This is a genomic window from Zymomonas sp., from assembly GCF_020216885.1.
Taxonomy (GTDB): Bacteria; Pseudomonadota; Alphaproteobacteria; order Sphingomonadales; family Sphingomonadaceae; genus Zymomonas.
In genome coordinates, this window is the sequence record NZ_JAIWON010000112.1 from 1 (window position 1) to 15,094 (window position 15,094).

At 46.0% G+C, this 15,094-nt stretch carries 14 protein-coding genes and 1 pseudogene; 4 read left to right on the forward strand and 11 right to left on the reverse strand.

What is annotated here, in order from left to right; translation table 11 throughout:
* Both LDL18_RS06310 and LDL18_RS06315 read right to left on the reverse strand, forming a co-directional pair.
* On the reverse strand, positions 1–1,353 hold a 1,353-nt coding region (locus LDL18_RS06310), incomplete at its 3' end, for an Ig-like domain-containing protein (RefSeq protein WP_296507882.1).
* 347 nt (positions 1,354–1,700) lie between these two features.
* Positions 1,701–2,159: a RidA family protein gene (locus LDL18_RS06315; protein WP_296507883.1), complete on the reverse strand. Its 459-nt coding sequence runs from the start codon at positions 2,157–2,159 to the stop codon at positions 1,701–1,703.
* A gap of 171 nt (positions 2,160–2,330) precedes the next feature.
* Between LDL18_RS06315 and LDL18_RS06320 the strand changes: the two genes are divergently transcribed.
* A complete protein-coding gene (locus LDL18_RS06320; RefSeq protein WP_296507884.1) occupies positions 2,331–2,693 on the forward strand; it encodes a response regulator in 363 nt (120 codons plus the stop codon).
* Between the two features lie 115 nt (positions 2,694–2,808).
* On the opposite strand, the gene rpmG is transcribed toward LDL18_RS06320, so the two are convergent.
* The 3 genes from rpmG to hslV form a co-directional block, all read right to left on the reverse strand.
* Positions 2,809–2,976: a 50S ribosomal protein L33 gene (gene rpmG, locus LDL18_RS06325; protein WP_011240192.1), complete on the reverse strand. Its 168-nt coding sequence runs from the start codon at positions 2,974–2,976 to the stop codon at positions 2,809–2,811.
* 286 nt (positions 2,977–3,262) lie between these two features.
* Positions 3,263–4,555, reverse strand: a complete 1,293-nt coding sequence (gene hslU, locus LDL18_RS06330; protein ID WP_296507886.1) for an ATP-dependent protease ATPase subunit HslU — start codon at positions 4,553–4,555, stop codon at positions 3,263–3,265.
* 24 nt (positions 4,556–4,579) lie between these two features.
* Positions 4,580–5,134, reverse strand: a complete 555-nt coding sequence (gene hslV / locus LDL18_RS06335) for an ATP-dependent protease subunit HslV (RefSeq protein ID WP_296507888.1) — start codon at positions 5,132–5,134, stop codon at positions 4,580–4,582.
* A 535-nt stretch (positions 5,135–5,669) separates the two neighbouring features.
* On the opposite strand from hslV, the gene LDL18_RS06340 reads away from it, so the two are divergent.
* From LDL18_RS06340 to LDL18_RS06350, 3 genes and pseudogenes are all read left to right on the forward strand, one after another.
* Entirely contained in the window at positions 5,670–5,945 is a 276-nt protein-coding gene (locus LDL18_RS06340) for an HU family DNA-binding protein (protein ID WP_011240189.1), read from the forward strand.
* Positions 5,946–6,206: 261 nt separating this feature from the next.
* Positions 6,207–7,043, forward strand: a complete 837-nt coding sequence (locus LDL18_RS06345) for a TorF family putative porin (protein WP_296507893.1) — start codon at positions 6,207–6,209, stop codon at positions 7,041–7,043.
* A gap of 430 nt (positions 7,044–7,473) precedes the next feature.
* A pseudogene (locus LDL18_RS06350) lies at positions 7,474–8,311 on the forward strand (IS5 family transposase).
* A 148-nt stretch (positions 8,312–8,459) separates the two neighbouring features.
* Here the strand turns inward: LDL18_RS06350 and LDL18_RS06355 are convergent.
* The 6 genes from LDL18_RS06355 to LDL18_RS06380 form a co-directional block, all read right to left on the reverse strand.
* Entirely contained in the window at positions 8,460–8,726 is a 267-nt protein-coding gene (locus tag LDL18_RS06355; RefSeq protein ID WP_011240187.1) for an ATP synthase F1 subunit epsilon, read from the reverse strand.
* 59 nt (positions 8,727–8,785) lie between these two features.
* Entirely contained in the window at positions 8,786–10,240 is a 1,455-nt protein-coding gene (atpD, locus tag LDL18_RS06360; RefSeq protein ID WP_011240186.1) for a F0F1 ATP synthase subunit beta, read from the reverse strand.
* A gap of 28 nt (positions 10,241–10,268) precedes the next feature.
* Positions 10,269–11,165, reverse strand: coding sequence for a F0F1 ATP synthase subunit gamma (locus LDL18_RS06365; RefSeq protein ID WP_296507898.1), 897 nt, complete (start codon positions 11,163–11,165; stop codon positions 10,269–10,271).
* Between the two features lie 33 nt (positions 11,166–11,198).
* Positions 11,199–12,728 (reverse strand): F0F1 ATP synthase subunit alpha, encoded by a 1,530-nt coding sequence (gene atpA, locus LDL18_RS06370; protein ID WP_296507900.1) that lies wholly within the window; start codon positions 12,726–12,728, stop codon positions 11,199–11,201.
* Between the two features lie 2 nt (positions 12,729–12,730).
* Positions 12,731–13,285 carry a F0F1 ATP synthase subunit delta gene (locus tag LDL18_RS06375; protein ID WP_296507902.1) on the reverse strand — a complete coding sequence of 185 codons (555 nt, stop codon included), beginning with the start codon at positions 13,283–13,285 and terminating at the stop codon, positions 12,731–12,733.
* 433 nt (positions 13,286–13,718) lie between these two features.
* A complete protein-coding gene (locus tag LDL18_RS06380; protein WP_296507905.1) occupies positions 13,719–14,747 on the reverse strand; it encodes an Mrp/NBP35 family ATP-binding protein in 1,029 nt (342 codons plus the stop codon).
* Positions 14,748–15,094 lie beyond the last annotated feature (347 nt).

A 15,094-nucleotide genomic window follows, 5' to 3' on the forward strand; every position in this document is an offset into this window, starting at 1 on the left:
CGTGTCGTAAGCCACCGTGTCCGTTGCATCCGAGGTCGTCGCGTTCCCTGCCAAATCATGGAGGCTGCCACCGGCGATCGTCGCTGTAACAGTGCCACCCTTACCCGCATCTGGCGTGACCACTATGTGATAGACCAACGGGTCGGTCGTATCTTGTACCAAGGCTCCCTTGCTACCACCCGTTACCGTCACACTGTCAGCTGTCAGATCGCTCACCGGTTCCGATAATTTGAAGCTATAGGTTACTGGACCCGTTGCCGTCTGCCCGTCACTGTCGCTCGTGATCGTCACCACCGGATTACCCGCTGGCGTCGTGTCGTAAGCCACAGGTGTAGCTACTGCATCTGCGGTAGTCGAGCTTCCCGATAAATCGTGCACCAAACCGGCGGGGACAACGACGGTAATCGTGCCTCCTTTCCCAGCATCTGGCGTTACCGTCATATGATATACTAATGGATTACTAGAATCCTGTACCAGCTCGCCCTTCTGACCACCGGTTACCGTTACGCTCGCTGTCGTAAAATCTTTAGACGCTTCAGAAAGTGTAAAGGTATATGTAACAGGCCCCGTTTGCACAGTGCTACCGGCATCACTGGTGATAACAATAGCCGGAGTTATATCAGTATAATCATGCGTAACAGGGTTACTTACATTGCTTGAGCTATCAGAAGAAGTAACCGCGATCTGCCCAGTCGCCTGAGGCGTCGTAGAAGTTGCATGATAATCGCCTTTACTATCAGCCGTTGTTTGCGCAACCGTGCCATCTGGGAAGGTAACATTAACGCTTTGGCCGGGTTGAGCCGTACCATTGACCGTGACTTCACCTGTTGTCGGGTCAGTTGTCACGCTATCAACTGAAGGAATAGAAAGATCTGAATTGTTGTTATTATCTTTATGGCTGTGTCCACCAGTCAAAGCAGCCGCTGCACCACCAGCAGCGCCCGCCCCCAGTAAACCTGCAAGCAAAGGCACTAACAAACCATTATCATGGTAAATAAGTAACGGCTTAATAGTCTCGACCTGACTATAACCGACATCAGCACCAGCTAGATTAGGATGAGAGGCGTCTGGCATTTCAGCATGCCACCATGCCTCTTTTTGATCTTCATCACGCAGAACAAGATCACTATGTAAATGCTTGTCATCATCGATAAAAAAATTATCAAACTGATACTGGCGACCATCATTCAGCTGGACGAGTAGTGTATCTCCCTGTCTTGATAGAGACCGCACTTCGGAACGGTAAGCATTCACTTGAACAACAGAAGGGTGCTGTAAAGAAATATGATTTTCTTCAGTAGAAAATGCTTTGTGATTACCGCGTTTTTTAGTGATCGTCAGGCTGGAGGCCATAAATATACCTGCATCAGATTTTAGGATTTAAAATAAAGCAGAAGCAGCGGTATTATTTTACCATGCGCCAATGCCCCTATCTCGCGAATCTAAGGGTATATTTTGTGCAGCCTTATACAAATTATAATAAATTCATTGTGCTTTATAATAAAAAAACAACTATTTTGAATATAAATATAATATTTTTATCTTTTATTTTTAACAATTTACAGGAATTTACACCAAATCTCTTACCAATTAGGCATTCAAAACAGAGTTATTCGCTTTTAGAAACGCTATCATTATAAAAAAGGCAGGCGAGATCCCAAATGATCCAACCTGCCTTTCTCATTTCAAATTACTTTAATCTATGGACGAACAGCTACAACTGCATCAATTTCAACAGGAGCATTCAACGGTAAAACAGCCACGCCGACAGCACTGCGGGCGTGAACACCAGCATCGCCAAAGACTTTCGCCAAAAGTTCAGATGCACCATTCACAACTTGCGCCTGCCGCGTGAAAGAAGGGGCTGAATTCACAAAAGCATTCAGCTTTATAATTTTCTCAACCCGATCGAGACTGGAAAGAGCAGCTTTCATCTGAGCCATAAGCATAATAGCACAGCGTTCAGCAGCCCTAAAACCATAGGATTCATCGCGATCTTCACCGAGGCGGCCTGTCATTAACTGACCTTCAAGAAAAGGAAGCTGGCCAGAAATATGAAGCAAGTTACCCGCCAACACTGTAGGCGCATAAGCGGCAACAGGGGCTGCCGCTTCAGGGAGAAGGATGCCAAGTTCGGCAAGTCTGGTTTCAATAGTCATGGAAAAGATTTTTGTCTTATAAGGGATAAAGGTCAAGCCCCGAAAGCACAGTTCATTTAAAAACAATCCGTTTTTATCAACAGGCTGAACAGACACATAAATTATCATTAGATTTGGTAGATTTTTTTGGTCTAAACTGGCAGCATACTCAGAAAAGAATGGATGCGAATAATGGCTTCGCGTATTTTGATAGTTGAAGATAACGAGTTAAACTTAAAACTTTTTTGTGATCTACTGCGCGCGCATCATTTTGAGGTAGAGCCTGTAAGAGACGGCCGAGGCATGATAGCTCGGGCTCATAATTTTATGCCGGATCTTATTATTATGGATATTCAGCTACCCCATATTAGTGGACTAGAGCTGATCGGGCAGATCCGAAAAACAAAAGAATTATGCCATATACCGATTATGGCAGTCACAGCCTATGCCGCACCAGAGGATGAACAAAAAATCCGTCAGGCTGGAGCAACCGGTTATATCGCGAAACCTATTTCTGTAGTTCGATTTCTCGAAGCCGTAAAAACTTTGATCTGATCGTAAACGACAGAAAACCGGCCTACCCTGCCAACCACAAGCGGGTCACCGCAGAATAGCTGCCAAAAGGCAGGCCCGGTTTATCTGGGCGTTTTTAAAGAAGCACTTTAAAAAATTATTTAATTTTAGCTTCTTTGAATTCGACATGCTTCCGGACAACCGGATCATATTTACGAAGGCTCATTTTTTCGGTCTGGTTCCGCGGATTTTTACGGGTAACATAGAAAAATCCGGTGTCTGCAGAACTAACGAGACGAATCTTAACTGTAGTCGGCTTAGCCATAGTGAAACCTTTTGCACCTAATTCTAGAAAAAAAATGCTAATCGCATCAGGCGCCAGACATAGCTGCCGATCACCTGTAAAGTTGGCTTACTGCCCCTAAAAGCAGGAAAAAGTCAAGGGGTATATAGCTTTCTGGCCGATCAAGAGCAAGATGAGCCCTGATTATCGGCAAAAATATAACAGGCCGCTCACTCAGAACCCATAAATTACAAAAATAAAGTAAATTTAAAATACAAAATTGGGGGCTCACTTTCACAATAAGCAAGCCCTCAAATTTGTTTAAATTTTAGAGAATATATTTACTTAGATCAGAATTTTTGGCGATACCAGACAATCTTTCGTCGACATATTTCTTATCTATTTTTATTTCTTCACCACGCATATCTTCAGCGTTAAAGCTGATATCTTCCAACAGTTTTTCCATTACTGTTGACAGGCGACGAGCACCAATATTCTCGACCTCGCTATTAACCTCAGCCGCGATATGAGCCAGCTGACGGACACCGTCTTCTTCAAAATGAAGAACAACATTTTCAGTACCAATCAAGGCTCTATATTGTTCGACCAAAGAAGCTCGTGTCGAAGAAAGAATGCGAATAAAATCATCTTCTGTCAAAGCAGACAATTCAACACGAATAGGAAGACGCCCCTGTAATTCCGGCAAAAGATCCGAAGGCTTTGCAACATGGAAAGCACCAGAGGCGATAAACAGAACATGGTCGGTTTTCATCGGGCCATATTTTGTCGTAACCGTTGTGCCTTCTAATAAAGGTAAAAGATCGCGCTGAACGCCTTCACGCGAAACAGAGCCACCTCGAACATCGCTTACCGCAATTTTATCGACTTCATCCAAAAAGACGATACCATTTGCCTCGGCATTCGACAAAGCGATCCGGCCTATTTCATCCTTATCAAGACGACGATCAGCTTCTTCGTCAATCAAACGACGCCAGGCTTGACGGACAGGCAAGCGCTGACGCTTGGTTCGATGCCCTTTCCCCATCATGTCACTCAGGCTAATCATACCGACTTGACCACCCATACCGGGAATTTCTACCGGCATGGAAGGGGCTTCTTCCAGCTCAAGTTCGACTTCTCTTTCATCAAGATGGCCATCTAAAAAGCGCTGACGGAAGGTTTCACGTGTGGCTTCACTGGCATCCTTACCGACCAAAGCCTCCAGCAAGCGCTCCATTGCTGCTTGCTCTGCTTTTTCACGCACTAAAGCGCGCTGTTTCTCGCGCTCCAAACGGACGGCTTCCTCAACTAGGTCACGGCCAATCTGCTCAACATCGCGGCCAACATAGCCAACTTCGGTAAATTTAGTCGCCTCAACTTTAATAAAAGGCGCATTCGCCAGTTTGGCTAAGCGGCGACTAATCTCGGTTTTACCGCAGCCCGTGGGGCCTATCATCAAGATATTTTTAGGATTAACTTCATCCTTCAAATGCTCAGGCAAATGCTGCCGCCGCCAACGATTTCGCATAGCCACAGCAACAGCACGCTTTGCTTCTTTTTGTCCGACAATATGGGCATCCAAAGCCTCAACAATGGCTTTGGGCGTAAGGGCATCAGTCATAAAATCTTTTTCCAGCAAGAAGAATTAAACTCGACTCTCAATCGTCTCAATGGTCACCTGATCATTGGTAAAGACACAGATATCGGCAGCGACCGCCAGAGCCTTACGAGCAATGACTTCGGCATCTTCTTCGTAATCAACAAGAGCGCGTGCCGCAGACAATGCAAAGTTACCTCCAGACCCAATAGCAGCAATACCGCCGACAGGTTCCAAGACATCCCCATTACCCGTTAACACCAATGTCACCTGATCATCAGCCACAATCATCAAAGCTTCGAGATTCCGTAGATATTTATCGGTGCGCCAGTCTTTAGCCAATTCAACAGCGGCTCGTAATAGCTGACCATTATGACGTTCCAGCTTGGCTTCAAGTCGCTCAAATAATGTAAAAGCATCCGCCGTGGCACCAGCAAAACCGCCGATAACAGAGCCATCGCCTAATCGACGCACTTTTCGGGCATTGGGCTTCATCACCGTATTGCCCATTGACACCTGACCATCACCAGCGATGACAACGCGTCCATTCCGTCTGACAGAAAGGATCGTTGTGCCATGCCAGCCTATTTTATCTTCACTCATCACCCAATCCCTTGAAGACTTAAACTTTTAGAAAACAATATGGGGAGATAATAATAAATCGCAATCGCTAAGCGCCTAGTTAAGAGAGATTAACAATCTCAAAGCACTTTGTATTCCTATGGACATTCCGCTCTCAATGAAGCGCTAAAAACAGAATATTTCCTACTTTTCTTCTCAAAATCACAGAATCAGCCTATCAGTCTATAAATCGAAAAAATGGCTTAAAAATCACGCTTTCCGATAAAAACATGAGAAAATTGTTAAATTCGGAGGAAAAATTCATTTTTTCTTGCAGCATCTGGCGAATAAGCGCTTTGGGCAATATTGCCATTTTTGTCAGGGAATATAAGAGTCACCAGCTTAAGACGCTGCGATCCTCGCTCGTCTAGTTGCTCAAAGGAAGGACAGGATGCCGGAATTAAGATTATAGACAAGGCTCCCATCTTTCTTAATGTAGCGACCACCGCCGGGATTCATTTCTGACAGGAATGAATCTTAAAAATTTTTCTATTTATTAATGCCATAGGATCACGACATGAACAGCAACGATCTGGTTGACCGGATTGCCTCCGGTCAGGGCCTCACCAAAACGGATGCCAAGAAGCTTGTAGATGCCGTTTTTTCTACCATTGTTGACGCTGCTGTCGCTGGAGAAGAAATTGCCCTGAACGGCTTCGGCAAATTCAAGGTAAAGCATAGTGCTGCCCGCAAAGGCCACAATCCGGCAACCTTACAGGAAATCGAAATTCCGGCTTCAAATCGTCTGACCTTTACTTCAGCCAAGGCTGTTAAAGATCGTTTGAACGCCTAATTCCTGAAGATACTACCAATTGGCGCGGTAGCAGACTGCTGCGCCAATTTTTGCCACTCAAAATCTACTATCTATCTTCTTCCTACCAAAATCCTCTCTCTATAAGACTCAACGATAAAATTCTGGCCAGTCTTCCATTTTTACACCAAAATTTCGGTAATCCGCAGCACTAGAGATATTATTTTTAGGACATATCCCTGTTTATCGTTATATTTGCTGGCATTACTTGATTACTCTTCCTTCAATCCGGAAAATTTATTAATGCGGAATCTGCTTTTTTCTTCCTGTTTTCTCATTGCTTGTGGCACGACCTTTTCACCGGCCAATGCGGGCATTACAGATCCGCCCTCTTCTTCTTTTACTGTTTCAGGTAGCCTCAGCCTTTTTTCAGATTATCGTTTCCGAGGTCTATCACGCAGTAATAATCATCCGGCCGTACAAGGCACGGTTACCGTAGCCCATAAAAGCGGTTTTTATGTTGGAGCATGGAGTTCTAACTTGGCTGGCTGGGGGAAAATGGGTGATAGTAAAATGGAACTCGATGTATTTGGTGGTTATCGCCATACACTCGGCGCTTTTACAATGGACGGTGGCGCAATCGGCTATATCTACCCAGCCGGAGGCGGCGGAACAAAAAACAACTATTTTGAAATTTACGGTAGCGCCAGCGCTCTTGTTGGGCCTTTCACGGGAAAACTTGGCTTTAATGTAGCGCCTCCCCAACATGCCTTAGGTCGGTATGATCCGGTTTCACTTTCTAAACATGGCGATCACAGCAATGTCTACGCCTATGGTGAAACCGACTTTGCTATTCCACGCACGGCGGCAGCCTTACACGGCCATATCGGACATACGAGTGGAGATGCTGGTTTTGGACCTAACTTTGCTAGCCTATCCCCAACAGGGGGCTATTGGGATTGGAAAATCGGTGCAGACTATACTTTTGTAAAGCATGTGAAGGTCGGTGTCTGGTGGTCTGACACCAATATTGATAACAAAAAATTCAAATCTATGTGGTCATCTACAGATAAAGGCTTAGGACGCAATGGATCTATAGCAGGAAGCGCTGCTATCTTTTCTTTGACCCTGCTTCTTTAAAGCCTTTTTACTGAAAAGTTATTTTAAAATAGTAAAATTTCTAAAATTCAATGATAAAACCATTGATTTAAAAATCATGTGTTTTGAGTATTCTCCATTTTTTCTTTTGGGTCTCTGAGTTTATCTTCGATATCTTTATCCATAGTGATATGGATCAATGCGAAATTTATATATTCTATGATATTTTTGAAGTCAGAAGGGGATAAATCAGATATAGTTTTTTAGGAAATATCAATATTTAATTCTGTCGCCTCTTCAGGCGAGACATATGGGAAATCCATACCTTCTTCTTATTTTTTTGAAATATATAGAAGCTGACTTAATTTCATTAAAAATTCCTTTTACTACAATATCTTAGAGCCTGATCCGAAAGTGTTCGAACAATAGCCGTATGTTAAGCTTCATCTATCTTTGAGAAGAGATGGAGAGAATGATGACATGGACAGGAATTGCCCGCCGCGAGCATAACCGAGAAGGTCTGCGTTATCCATCAGATATAACAGAGGTGGAATGGACATTGATCGTGCCATTCGTCCCCGTAGCCAGACGGGGTGGTCGCCCCCGTAGGAAGATGTGCCCGAAGTGTTCAACGCGATACTCTACATGGCCTCAGCCGGTTGTGCGTAGCGTCTGCCATCGAAAGGCTTTCCAGCGGTCTCGACCATCAGGCGCTATTTCTACGCTTGGCGTAATGCCAGACGGTTCGAAGTGATAAATACGGTGTTGGTCATGAGCCTGCGTGAGATTGAAGGGCGAGAAGCCTCCCCGAGCGCAGGCGTAATTGACAGCCAGTCGGCAAAAACCACAGAAAGCGGCGGAATTTCGGGCTATGATGCAGAAAAAAAGGTCAAAGGCCGCAAACGTCATATCATGACTGATACATGCGGTTTCCTGATCTTTCTTCTAGTCTATGCTGCTAACAGACAGGATCGTGATGCGGCTGTTGCTGTCCTGCTGGCAATACGCAAACGCTTCCCTTGGCTACGCCATATCTTCGCTGATGGCGGCATGCTGGCGACAAATTGTGATCCTCGCTCGCATCTATAAGAAAATGGACTGTTGAAATCATCAGGAGGTCAGATACGGCTAAAGGCTTTCAAGATCCTGCCGCACAGATGGGTCGTTGGACGGACATTTGCTTGGCTAGAACGTTGTAGGCGGCTCGCAAAAGATTGGGGGAAAAATCCATCGCCTCTTCAACCGCATGGATAATAATCGCCTCCATCCGAGTAATCATACGACGCACTGCAAAGTATTGTTATGCTTGAAAAAATTTCGGATCAGGCTCTAAAAAACACTTCTTGCACTTAAAAAAGTTATGCAAAGTTGAATAAAAACACAAAGAGCGACTATCGAATAAGTCGAAAGTCGCTCAATCTGTTTTTATTTAGGCTGAAAAGAAGACAGCTAATAGAATTAGTTTTCTTCCTTGGCTTCTTCTGCAAGGATAATCAGCCCTTTTTCGTTGATTTCAGCAAAGCCACCAGAAATATGAAACTTTGTTTCGATCTGATGTTCACTGCTATAAATAGCTACTTCGCCATCCCGGATAGCTGTCATGGTAGGCATATGACCTGCCATAACACCAAGATCGCCCTCGGTTCCGGGAACAACGACCATAAAAGCATCGCCGGAACGGGCAAGACGTGAAGGTGTTACCAGTTCATAATGAAGCTCAGCCATTCTTCCTCACTATCTCCGCCTCTTTCTATACAGAAAGAGGCGGTTTTATTTTTCAGCAACTAGGCTGCTTCTGCGGCCATTTTTTCAGCTTTAGCGACAGCTTCATCGATAGAGCCGACCATGTAGAAAGCATTTTCAGGCAAATCATCATATTTACCATCAATGATTTCACGGAAAGAACGAACCGTATCTTCAACCTGAACAAATTTACCGGGCATACCGGTAAAGACTTCAGCCACATGGAAAGGCTGTGACAGGAAGCGCTGAATACGACGAGCACGACCAACAACCTTGCGATCGTCTTCGGACAATTCGTCCATACCCAAAATGGCAATGATATCCTGCAGGTTTTTATAGCGCTGCAAAATTTCCTGCACATCACGAGCCGTCTGGTAATGCTCATCACCAACGATGCGTGGTTCAAGGTTACGGCTGGAAGAGTCAAGCGGATCGACGGCGGGATAAATACCCATTTCCGAGATCGCACGGCTCAACACGGTAGTCGCATCCAAATGGGCGAAACTGGCGGCAGGTGCTGGATCGGTCAAATCGTCGGCCGGAACATAGATGGCCTGAACCGAAGTAATGGAACCCTTCTTGGTAGAAGTAATACGTTCCTGCAGCTGACCCATGTCGGTAGCCAAAGTTGGCTGATAACCCACGGCAGAAGGAATACGACCCAACAGAGCGGAAACCTCTGCACCAGCCTGCGTGAAGCGGAAGATGTTATCCACGAAGAACAGCACATCTTGACCTTCTTGATCACGGAAATATTCCGCCATCGTCAGACCAGAAAGAGCAACACGAGCACGGGCTCCCGGCGGTTCGTTCATCTGGCCATAAACCAAGGCCACTTTGGAACCTTCAGAAATCGCATTACCGTCTTTATCACTGGCAATAACGCCAGCTTCAAGGAATTCATGGTAAAGATCGTTACCTTCACGGGTACGCTCACCAACGCCAGCGAACACCGAGAAACCACCATGACCTTTAGCGATGTTGTTGATCAGTTCCTGAATCAACACAGTCTTACCAACACCAGCACCGCCGAACAATCCGACCTTACCACCTTTGGAGTAAGGAGCCAGAAGATCGATAACCTTAATGCCAGTCGTCAGAATAGCTGTATCCGTGCTCTGTTCCGTGAAAGGCGGAGCATCAGCATGAATTGGCATGGTCTGCTTGCTGCCGATCGGGCCCCGTTCATCAACAGGACGACCAACAACGTTCATGATACGACCAAGCGTTTCAGGACCAACCGGAACGCGGATTTCACTACCGGTATCAACGACTTCCTGACCACGAACCAAACCGTCGGTCGTATCCATAGAAATGGTGCGAACGACATTTTCGCCCAAATGCTGAGCTACTTCCAGAACAACCGTAGCATCCTGGTTTTTGGTTTCCAGAGCCGTAAGAAGAGGAGGAAGTTTCTCTTCAAAAAGCACGTCGACAACCGGGCCAATGACCTGGCTTATCCGGCCAATATTCTTTTTACTAGAGGCAGTAGCCATAATATTTTCCTTGCCAGTAATTCTTTAATTACAACGCTTCTGCGCCCGAAATAATTTCGACCAATTCAGTCGTAATCGCCGCCTGACGCAAACGGTTATACTGAATAGACAGTTTAGAAATCATTTCACCGGCATTACGGGTGGAATTTTCCATGGCCGACATACGGCTACCTTGTTCGGACGTCGCATTTTCAAGCATAGCCTGATAAATAGCAACGGCGATACTACGGGGCAGCAAAGTCGACAAAATGGTTTCTTCATCAGGTTCGAATTCAATCGCACCAGAAGAAGCATCATTGGCTGCAGCCTGATTTTTCGTATCATCACTTTCAGGTGCCGCAGGGATAATCTGCGTTTCTGTCGGTACTTGTGACAGCACCGAGTGATAATGCGAAAAGAACAGATGGGCGACGTCAAATTCACCCGCATTAAAACGCTGGATTAAATCCTGAGCGATTTTCTGCGCATTTTCGAAAGTAACCGGCGAAGTCTCTTCACGTTTCGTTTCGTGAACAGTCTTGCCAGGGAAATTATTACGAATTACCGGCGCATTTTTAATACCGATAACATAGAATTGAACGGTTTTACCCGCCGCTTCCAACGCCAAAGCCCGATCCCGAGCCTGACGGTAAATATTGGCATTAAAACCACCGCATAAGCCGGCGTCAGAAGACGTGACAATCAACAAATGCGTCTGGTCTTTGCCGCGCCCGTTTAACAAGGGCAAAGCATTAGGCGTTCCGGCTGCTCTCGCAGCCAGTAACGACATAACTTGCGCCATTCGCTTTGCATAAGGACGAGCTGCTGCAAGACGACTTTCTGCCCGCCGAAGCTTGGCAGAAGCCACCATTTGCATAGCCCGAGTGATCTTACTGATCGACTTAATCGAACTGACGCGCGTTTTTAAACTTTTCAGGCTGGGCATAGTGTCCCCACTCCTGTCATTGACACATCAGAATTAGGCGAAAATTTTGGCAAAGTTATCAAGCGCAGCCGTCAACTTCGACTTGGTTTCGTCAGAGAAGTCGCCCGTCTCACGGATCGTCGCCAGCAAGTCGTTATGGCTTGAGCGCATATAGCTCAGCATAGCTTCCTCATAGCGGTTAACGTCCGAGACTTCGATACCATCGATATAGCCGTTGGTGCCCGCAAAAAGGGAAACAACCTGCTCTTCAAATGGCATCGGATGGAACTGCGGCTGCTTCAAAAGTTCAGTCAAACGCTTACCACGATTGAGCAACTTTTGGGTGGACGCATCAAGGTCAGAACCGAACTGAGCGAAAGCCGCCATTTCGCGATACTGAGCCAATTCCAACTTGATAGAACCAGCCACCTTTTTCATGGCCTTGGTCTGCGCAGCAGAACCCACACGGCTCACGGAAAGACCGACGTTAATAGCAGGGCGGATACCCTGATAGAACAAGTCGGTTTCAAGGAAGATCTGACCATCCGTAATCGAAATCACGTTTGTCGGAATATAAGCAGAAACGTCACCGGCCTGGGTTTCAATGATCGGCAAAGCGGTCAAGGAACCAGCACCCATTTTGTCGCTCATCTTTGCCGCGCGTTCCAGCAAACGCGAATGCAAATAGAAAACGTCACCAGGATAAGCTTCACGGCCTGGCGGGCGGCGCAGCAACAAGGACATCTGACGATAAGCGACAGCCTGCTTGGAAAGATCGTCATAGACGATCAAAGCATGCTGTTTGTTGTCGCGGAAATATTCACCCATAGAGCAGGCTGAATAAGGAACCAGATACTGAAGCGGAGCCGGTTCAGAAGCCGTAGCAGCTACGACGATCGAGTACTCCATGGCACCCATTTCTTCGAGCTGACGAACAATCTGAGCAACGGTCGAACGTTTCTGACCAATCGCAACATAGATACAAAACAGCTTCTTGGTATCGTCGCTGCCACCATTAACCTGTTTCTGGTTAATAAAGGCATCAATAGCAATAGCGGTTTTACCGGTTTGACGGTCACCAATGATCAATTCGCGCTGACCACGTCCAACTGGAACCAATGCGTCAAGGGCTTTAATACCCGTCTGCACGGCTTCATGAACGGATTTACGCGGAATAATACCTGGAGCCATTTCCTCAGAACGACGGCGTAACTTAGCGTTGATGGGGCCTTTCCCGTCGATCGGGTTACCCAAGGCATCAACAACGCGTCCCAACAATTCCGGACCTACCGGAACGTCCACGATCTGACCAGTTCTGCGAACCGTATCGCCTTCACCAACTTCAAGATCGGAGCCAAAAATCACGACGCCGACGTTATCGGCCTCGAGGTTGAGGGCCATCCCCTGAACACCACTGGAGAAGGTAACCATTTCGCCGGCCTCGACTTTATCGAGACCATATACGCGGGCGATACCATCGCCCACTGAAATCACCCGACCAACTTCGCTGACTTCGGCATCAGCACCAAAGCCTTCGATCTGTTCACGGATGACTTTTGAAATTTCTGCGGCGCGGATTTCCATATTCACCCTTTCATCGCCTGTGCAAGCATATGCAGCTTGCTCCGAATCGATCCGTCAATCTGACGTGAACCAAGGCGAACAATCATCCCACCAAGAATGGAAGGATCAACCGTTGCGTTGATTTGCACATCAGCCTTAAGCTGTTCTTTAAGCCGAGCCGTCAGCGTCGACTTTTGTTCGTCAGATAAAGGATGAGCCGTAATAACATCGGCCACCTTTTCAGAACGAAGGTCAGCCACATATTGGCGATAGGCGCTCGCAATTTCAGGAAAAGCGCCCAGCCGCCCCTTAGCAGCCAACAGATTCAGAAATTTTGCCGTTAAATCATCAATCGCCAGCACAGGAACCAGTGCCGCGATAGCTTTTTCAACATGTTTACGGGAAAAGATTTGATTATTTGCAAGCAGACGAAGTTCTTTTGCTTGAGCAAAAGCTTCATCGAATTTGCCGAGACTGGCAGCGACCGTGTCGATCTGCCCTTTTTCCTGTGCAACCTCGAAAAGTGCCAGGGCATAACGGCCACCAAGGCTTGCTTGAATGCTGCCGGATATTTCCATGCGCCTGCCGTCCCCAGATTATAGATGCCTCACCCTGCATTCCGTCCCGGTTCGAAACAACCGGGGCGCACATAGGGCCACACTGGATATGCCGCATAGGCATACAAAACCGGCGAGAATAAAAGATAGAAACCCGAAGGCTTTTCAATCATTTTCACCAGTTATGATCCGCAGTTTAATTAGCAGGGGGGCGGATGGGATGCAAGGTAGCGCTAACCGATTAGCGCAAATCGAAAATTCAAAAAAATCGATAAAATAAAGCATGAAAAAACAAAAATGGCAAAAGAGGTTTTAGCCCCCTTCTGCCAAAATACTGGCTATTATCAGAGACTTTTCAAGAAAAACCCGAAAAATCTCCGATAAAAACAAGAGAGCACATTTTTTTCTAAGGAAAAGCGCTGTTATTTTGTCTCAGCCTTGAAAAGCATAATTATTACCCTTGTTGATCAACCCAAACACCGAGTCTTTCTGCTATCTTAGAAAAGGCAGCAGCAGCGCCTTCTGCCGAGTCTTTCAAACAGTCCCCAAGTTGGCCGGAATCAGCGGCCAAACGGATATTTAGACCTAATGGAATATATCCCCAAAAATCGATTCCCATATCTGTTGCCGCTAATTCAGCACCTCCGGCACCAAAAGGATCGGATATTTCACCACAATGAGGGCATTGATAACCGGCCATATTTTCAATCAGGCCGATGATAGGGGTTTCAGTTTTTCGGAACAAATCGACCGCTCTTTTTGCGTCAATCAACGCCATATCTTGAGGGGTTGAGATAATCAAAACGCCATCTGGCTTATGCTCTTTCACCATAGAAAGCTGAATATCACCGGTGCCGGGGGGCAAATCCACGATCAAGATGTCGCAGTCACTCCAGTCCGCCGCCATTAACTGATTAAAAGCGCCTGCAATTTTAGGACCCCGCCAAGCAATAGCCTGATTAGGATCAGCAATCTGCCCCATAGAAAGCATAATGACCCCATCTGAGGTTACAACGGGGCGCAACTGATCACCGACAGCCGCAACAGATTGTTGTTTGGCTCCCATGAGTAACGCCTGTGAAGGGCCATAAATATCGGCATCAACCAAACCGACACGCCGCCCCCTTTGCTTTAACAGTAAAGCCAGTGCTGCCGACAAGGTAGATTTTCCAACACCTCCCTTGCCGCTTGCAACCGCGATAATCTTGGGTTTTGGCTTGCTTAAGACAAAGGTAAAATATGTCTTAGCAACATAAGGATCTGCTTGGAATAAAGCTGATATTTGTTTTTCGAGAAGGACGCGCTGCTCTGCCGCCAGACCATTAGCTCGAATAACAAAACGGGCATTCGACTCTTTTAATTCGGCAGCCATAAGCCGCTTGGACTCAATCAGAGTCTGGCTAGAAGCCGGGTCAGACACAGAACGTATTTTATCAAAGAGATAGGCTTCTTCAGAAGCGGCATTGCGGTCTTGGTCAGCCATCAATCAACCTGAAATGAAAACAAAGAAGAATATATCTGGATTCAGTTTGGATAATTCAGAAAATCTTGCCGAAAATATCGCAAACTTCATAAATTCAGGCGAATGATATATTCTAAATCCCACTCTTTTAAAGGGAATAAGCGCCATAATCCCAAGATCTTTTTTAATCCTATTGCACTCTGATATAGATACCTTAAAATTTCAATGTTTGGTCATTATCTTAATTACCCTATGGCATTTCTTTAAAGAAGAAGGGATTTTATTTTATATAATAATTGTAAAATTCTGGGAAAAAGTGACCAATATCCGCAATATCATTCAAAAAAGGTTCAGCTATTATTTTCCTA

What these genes read in the sequence shown, in the direction of transcription:
- LDL18_RS06315 (WP_296507883.1), bottom strand. Translation starts at nt 2,159, where the DNA reads ATGACTATTGAAACCAGACTTGCCGAACTTGGCATCCTTCTCCCTGAA.
- LDL18_RS06320 (WP_296507884.1), top strand. Translation starts at nt 2,331, where the DNA reads ATGGCTTCGCGTATTTTGATAGTTGAAGATAACGAGTTAAACTTAAAA.
- rpmG (WP_011240192.1), bottom strand. Translation starts at nt 2,976, where the DNA reads ATGGCTAAGCCGACTACAGTTAAGATTCGTCTCGTTAGTTCTGCAGAC.
- hslU (WP_296507886.1), bottom strand. Translation starts at nt 4,555, where the DNA reads ATGACTGATGCCCTTACGCCCAAAGCCATTGTTGAGGCTTTGGATGCC.
- hslV (WP_296507888.1), bottom strand. Translation starts at nt 5,134, where the DNA reads ATGAGTGAAGATAAAATAGGCTGGCATGGCACAACGATCCTTTCTGTC.
- LDL18_RS06340 (WP_011240189.1), top strand. Translation starts at nt 5,670, where the DNA reads ATGAACAGCAACGATCTGGTTGACCGGATTGCCTCCGGTCAGGGCCTC.
- LDL18_RS06345 (WP_296507893.1), top strand. Translation starts at nt 6,207, where the DNA reads ATGCGGAATCTGCTTTTTTCTTCCTGTTTTCTCATTGCTTGTGGCACG.
- LDL18_RS06355 (WP_011240187.1), bottom strand. Translation starts at nt 8,726, where the DNA reads ATGGCTGAGCTTCATTATGAACTGGTAACACCTTCACGTCTTGCCCGT.
- atpD (WP_011240186.1), bottom strand. Translation starts at nt 10,240, where the DNA reads ATGGCTACTGCCTCTAGTAAAAAGAATATTGGCCGGATAAGCCAGGTC.
- LDL18_RS06365 (WP_296507898.1), bottom strand. Translation starts at nt 11,165, where the DNA reads ATGCCCAGCCTGAAAAGTTTAAAAACGCGCGTCAGTTCGATTAAGTCG.
- atpA (WP_296507900.1), bottom strand. Translation starts at nt 12,728, where the DNA reads ATGGAAATCCGCGCCGCAGAAATTTCAAAAGTCATCCGTGAACAGATC.
- LDL18_RS06375 (WP_296507902.1), bottom strand. Translation starts at nt 13,285, where the DNA reads ATGGAAATATCCGGCAGCATTCAAGCAAGCCTTGGTGGCCGTTATGCC.
- LDL18_RS06380 (WP_296507905.1), bottom strand. Translation starts at nt 14,747, where the DNA reads ATGGCTGACCAAGACCGCAATGCCGCTTCTGAAGAAGCCTATCTCTTT.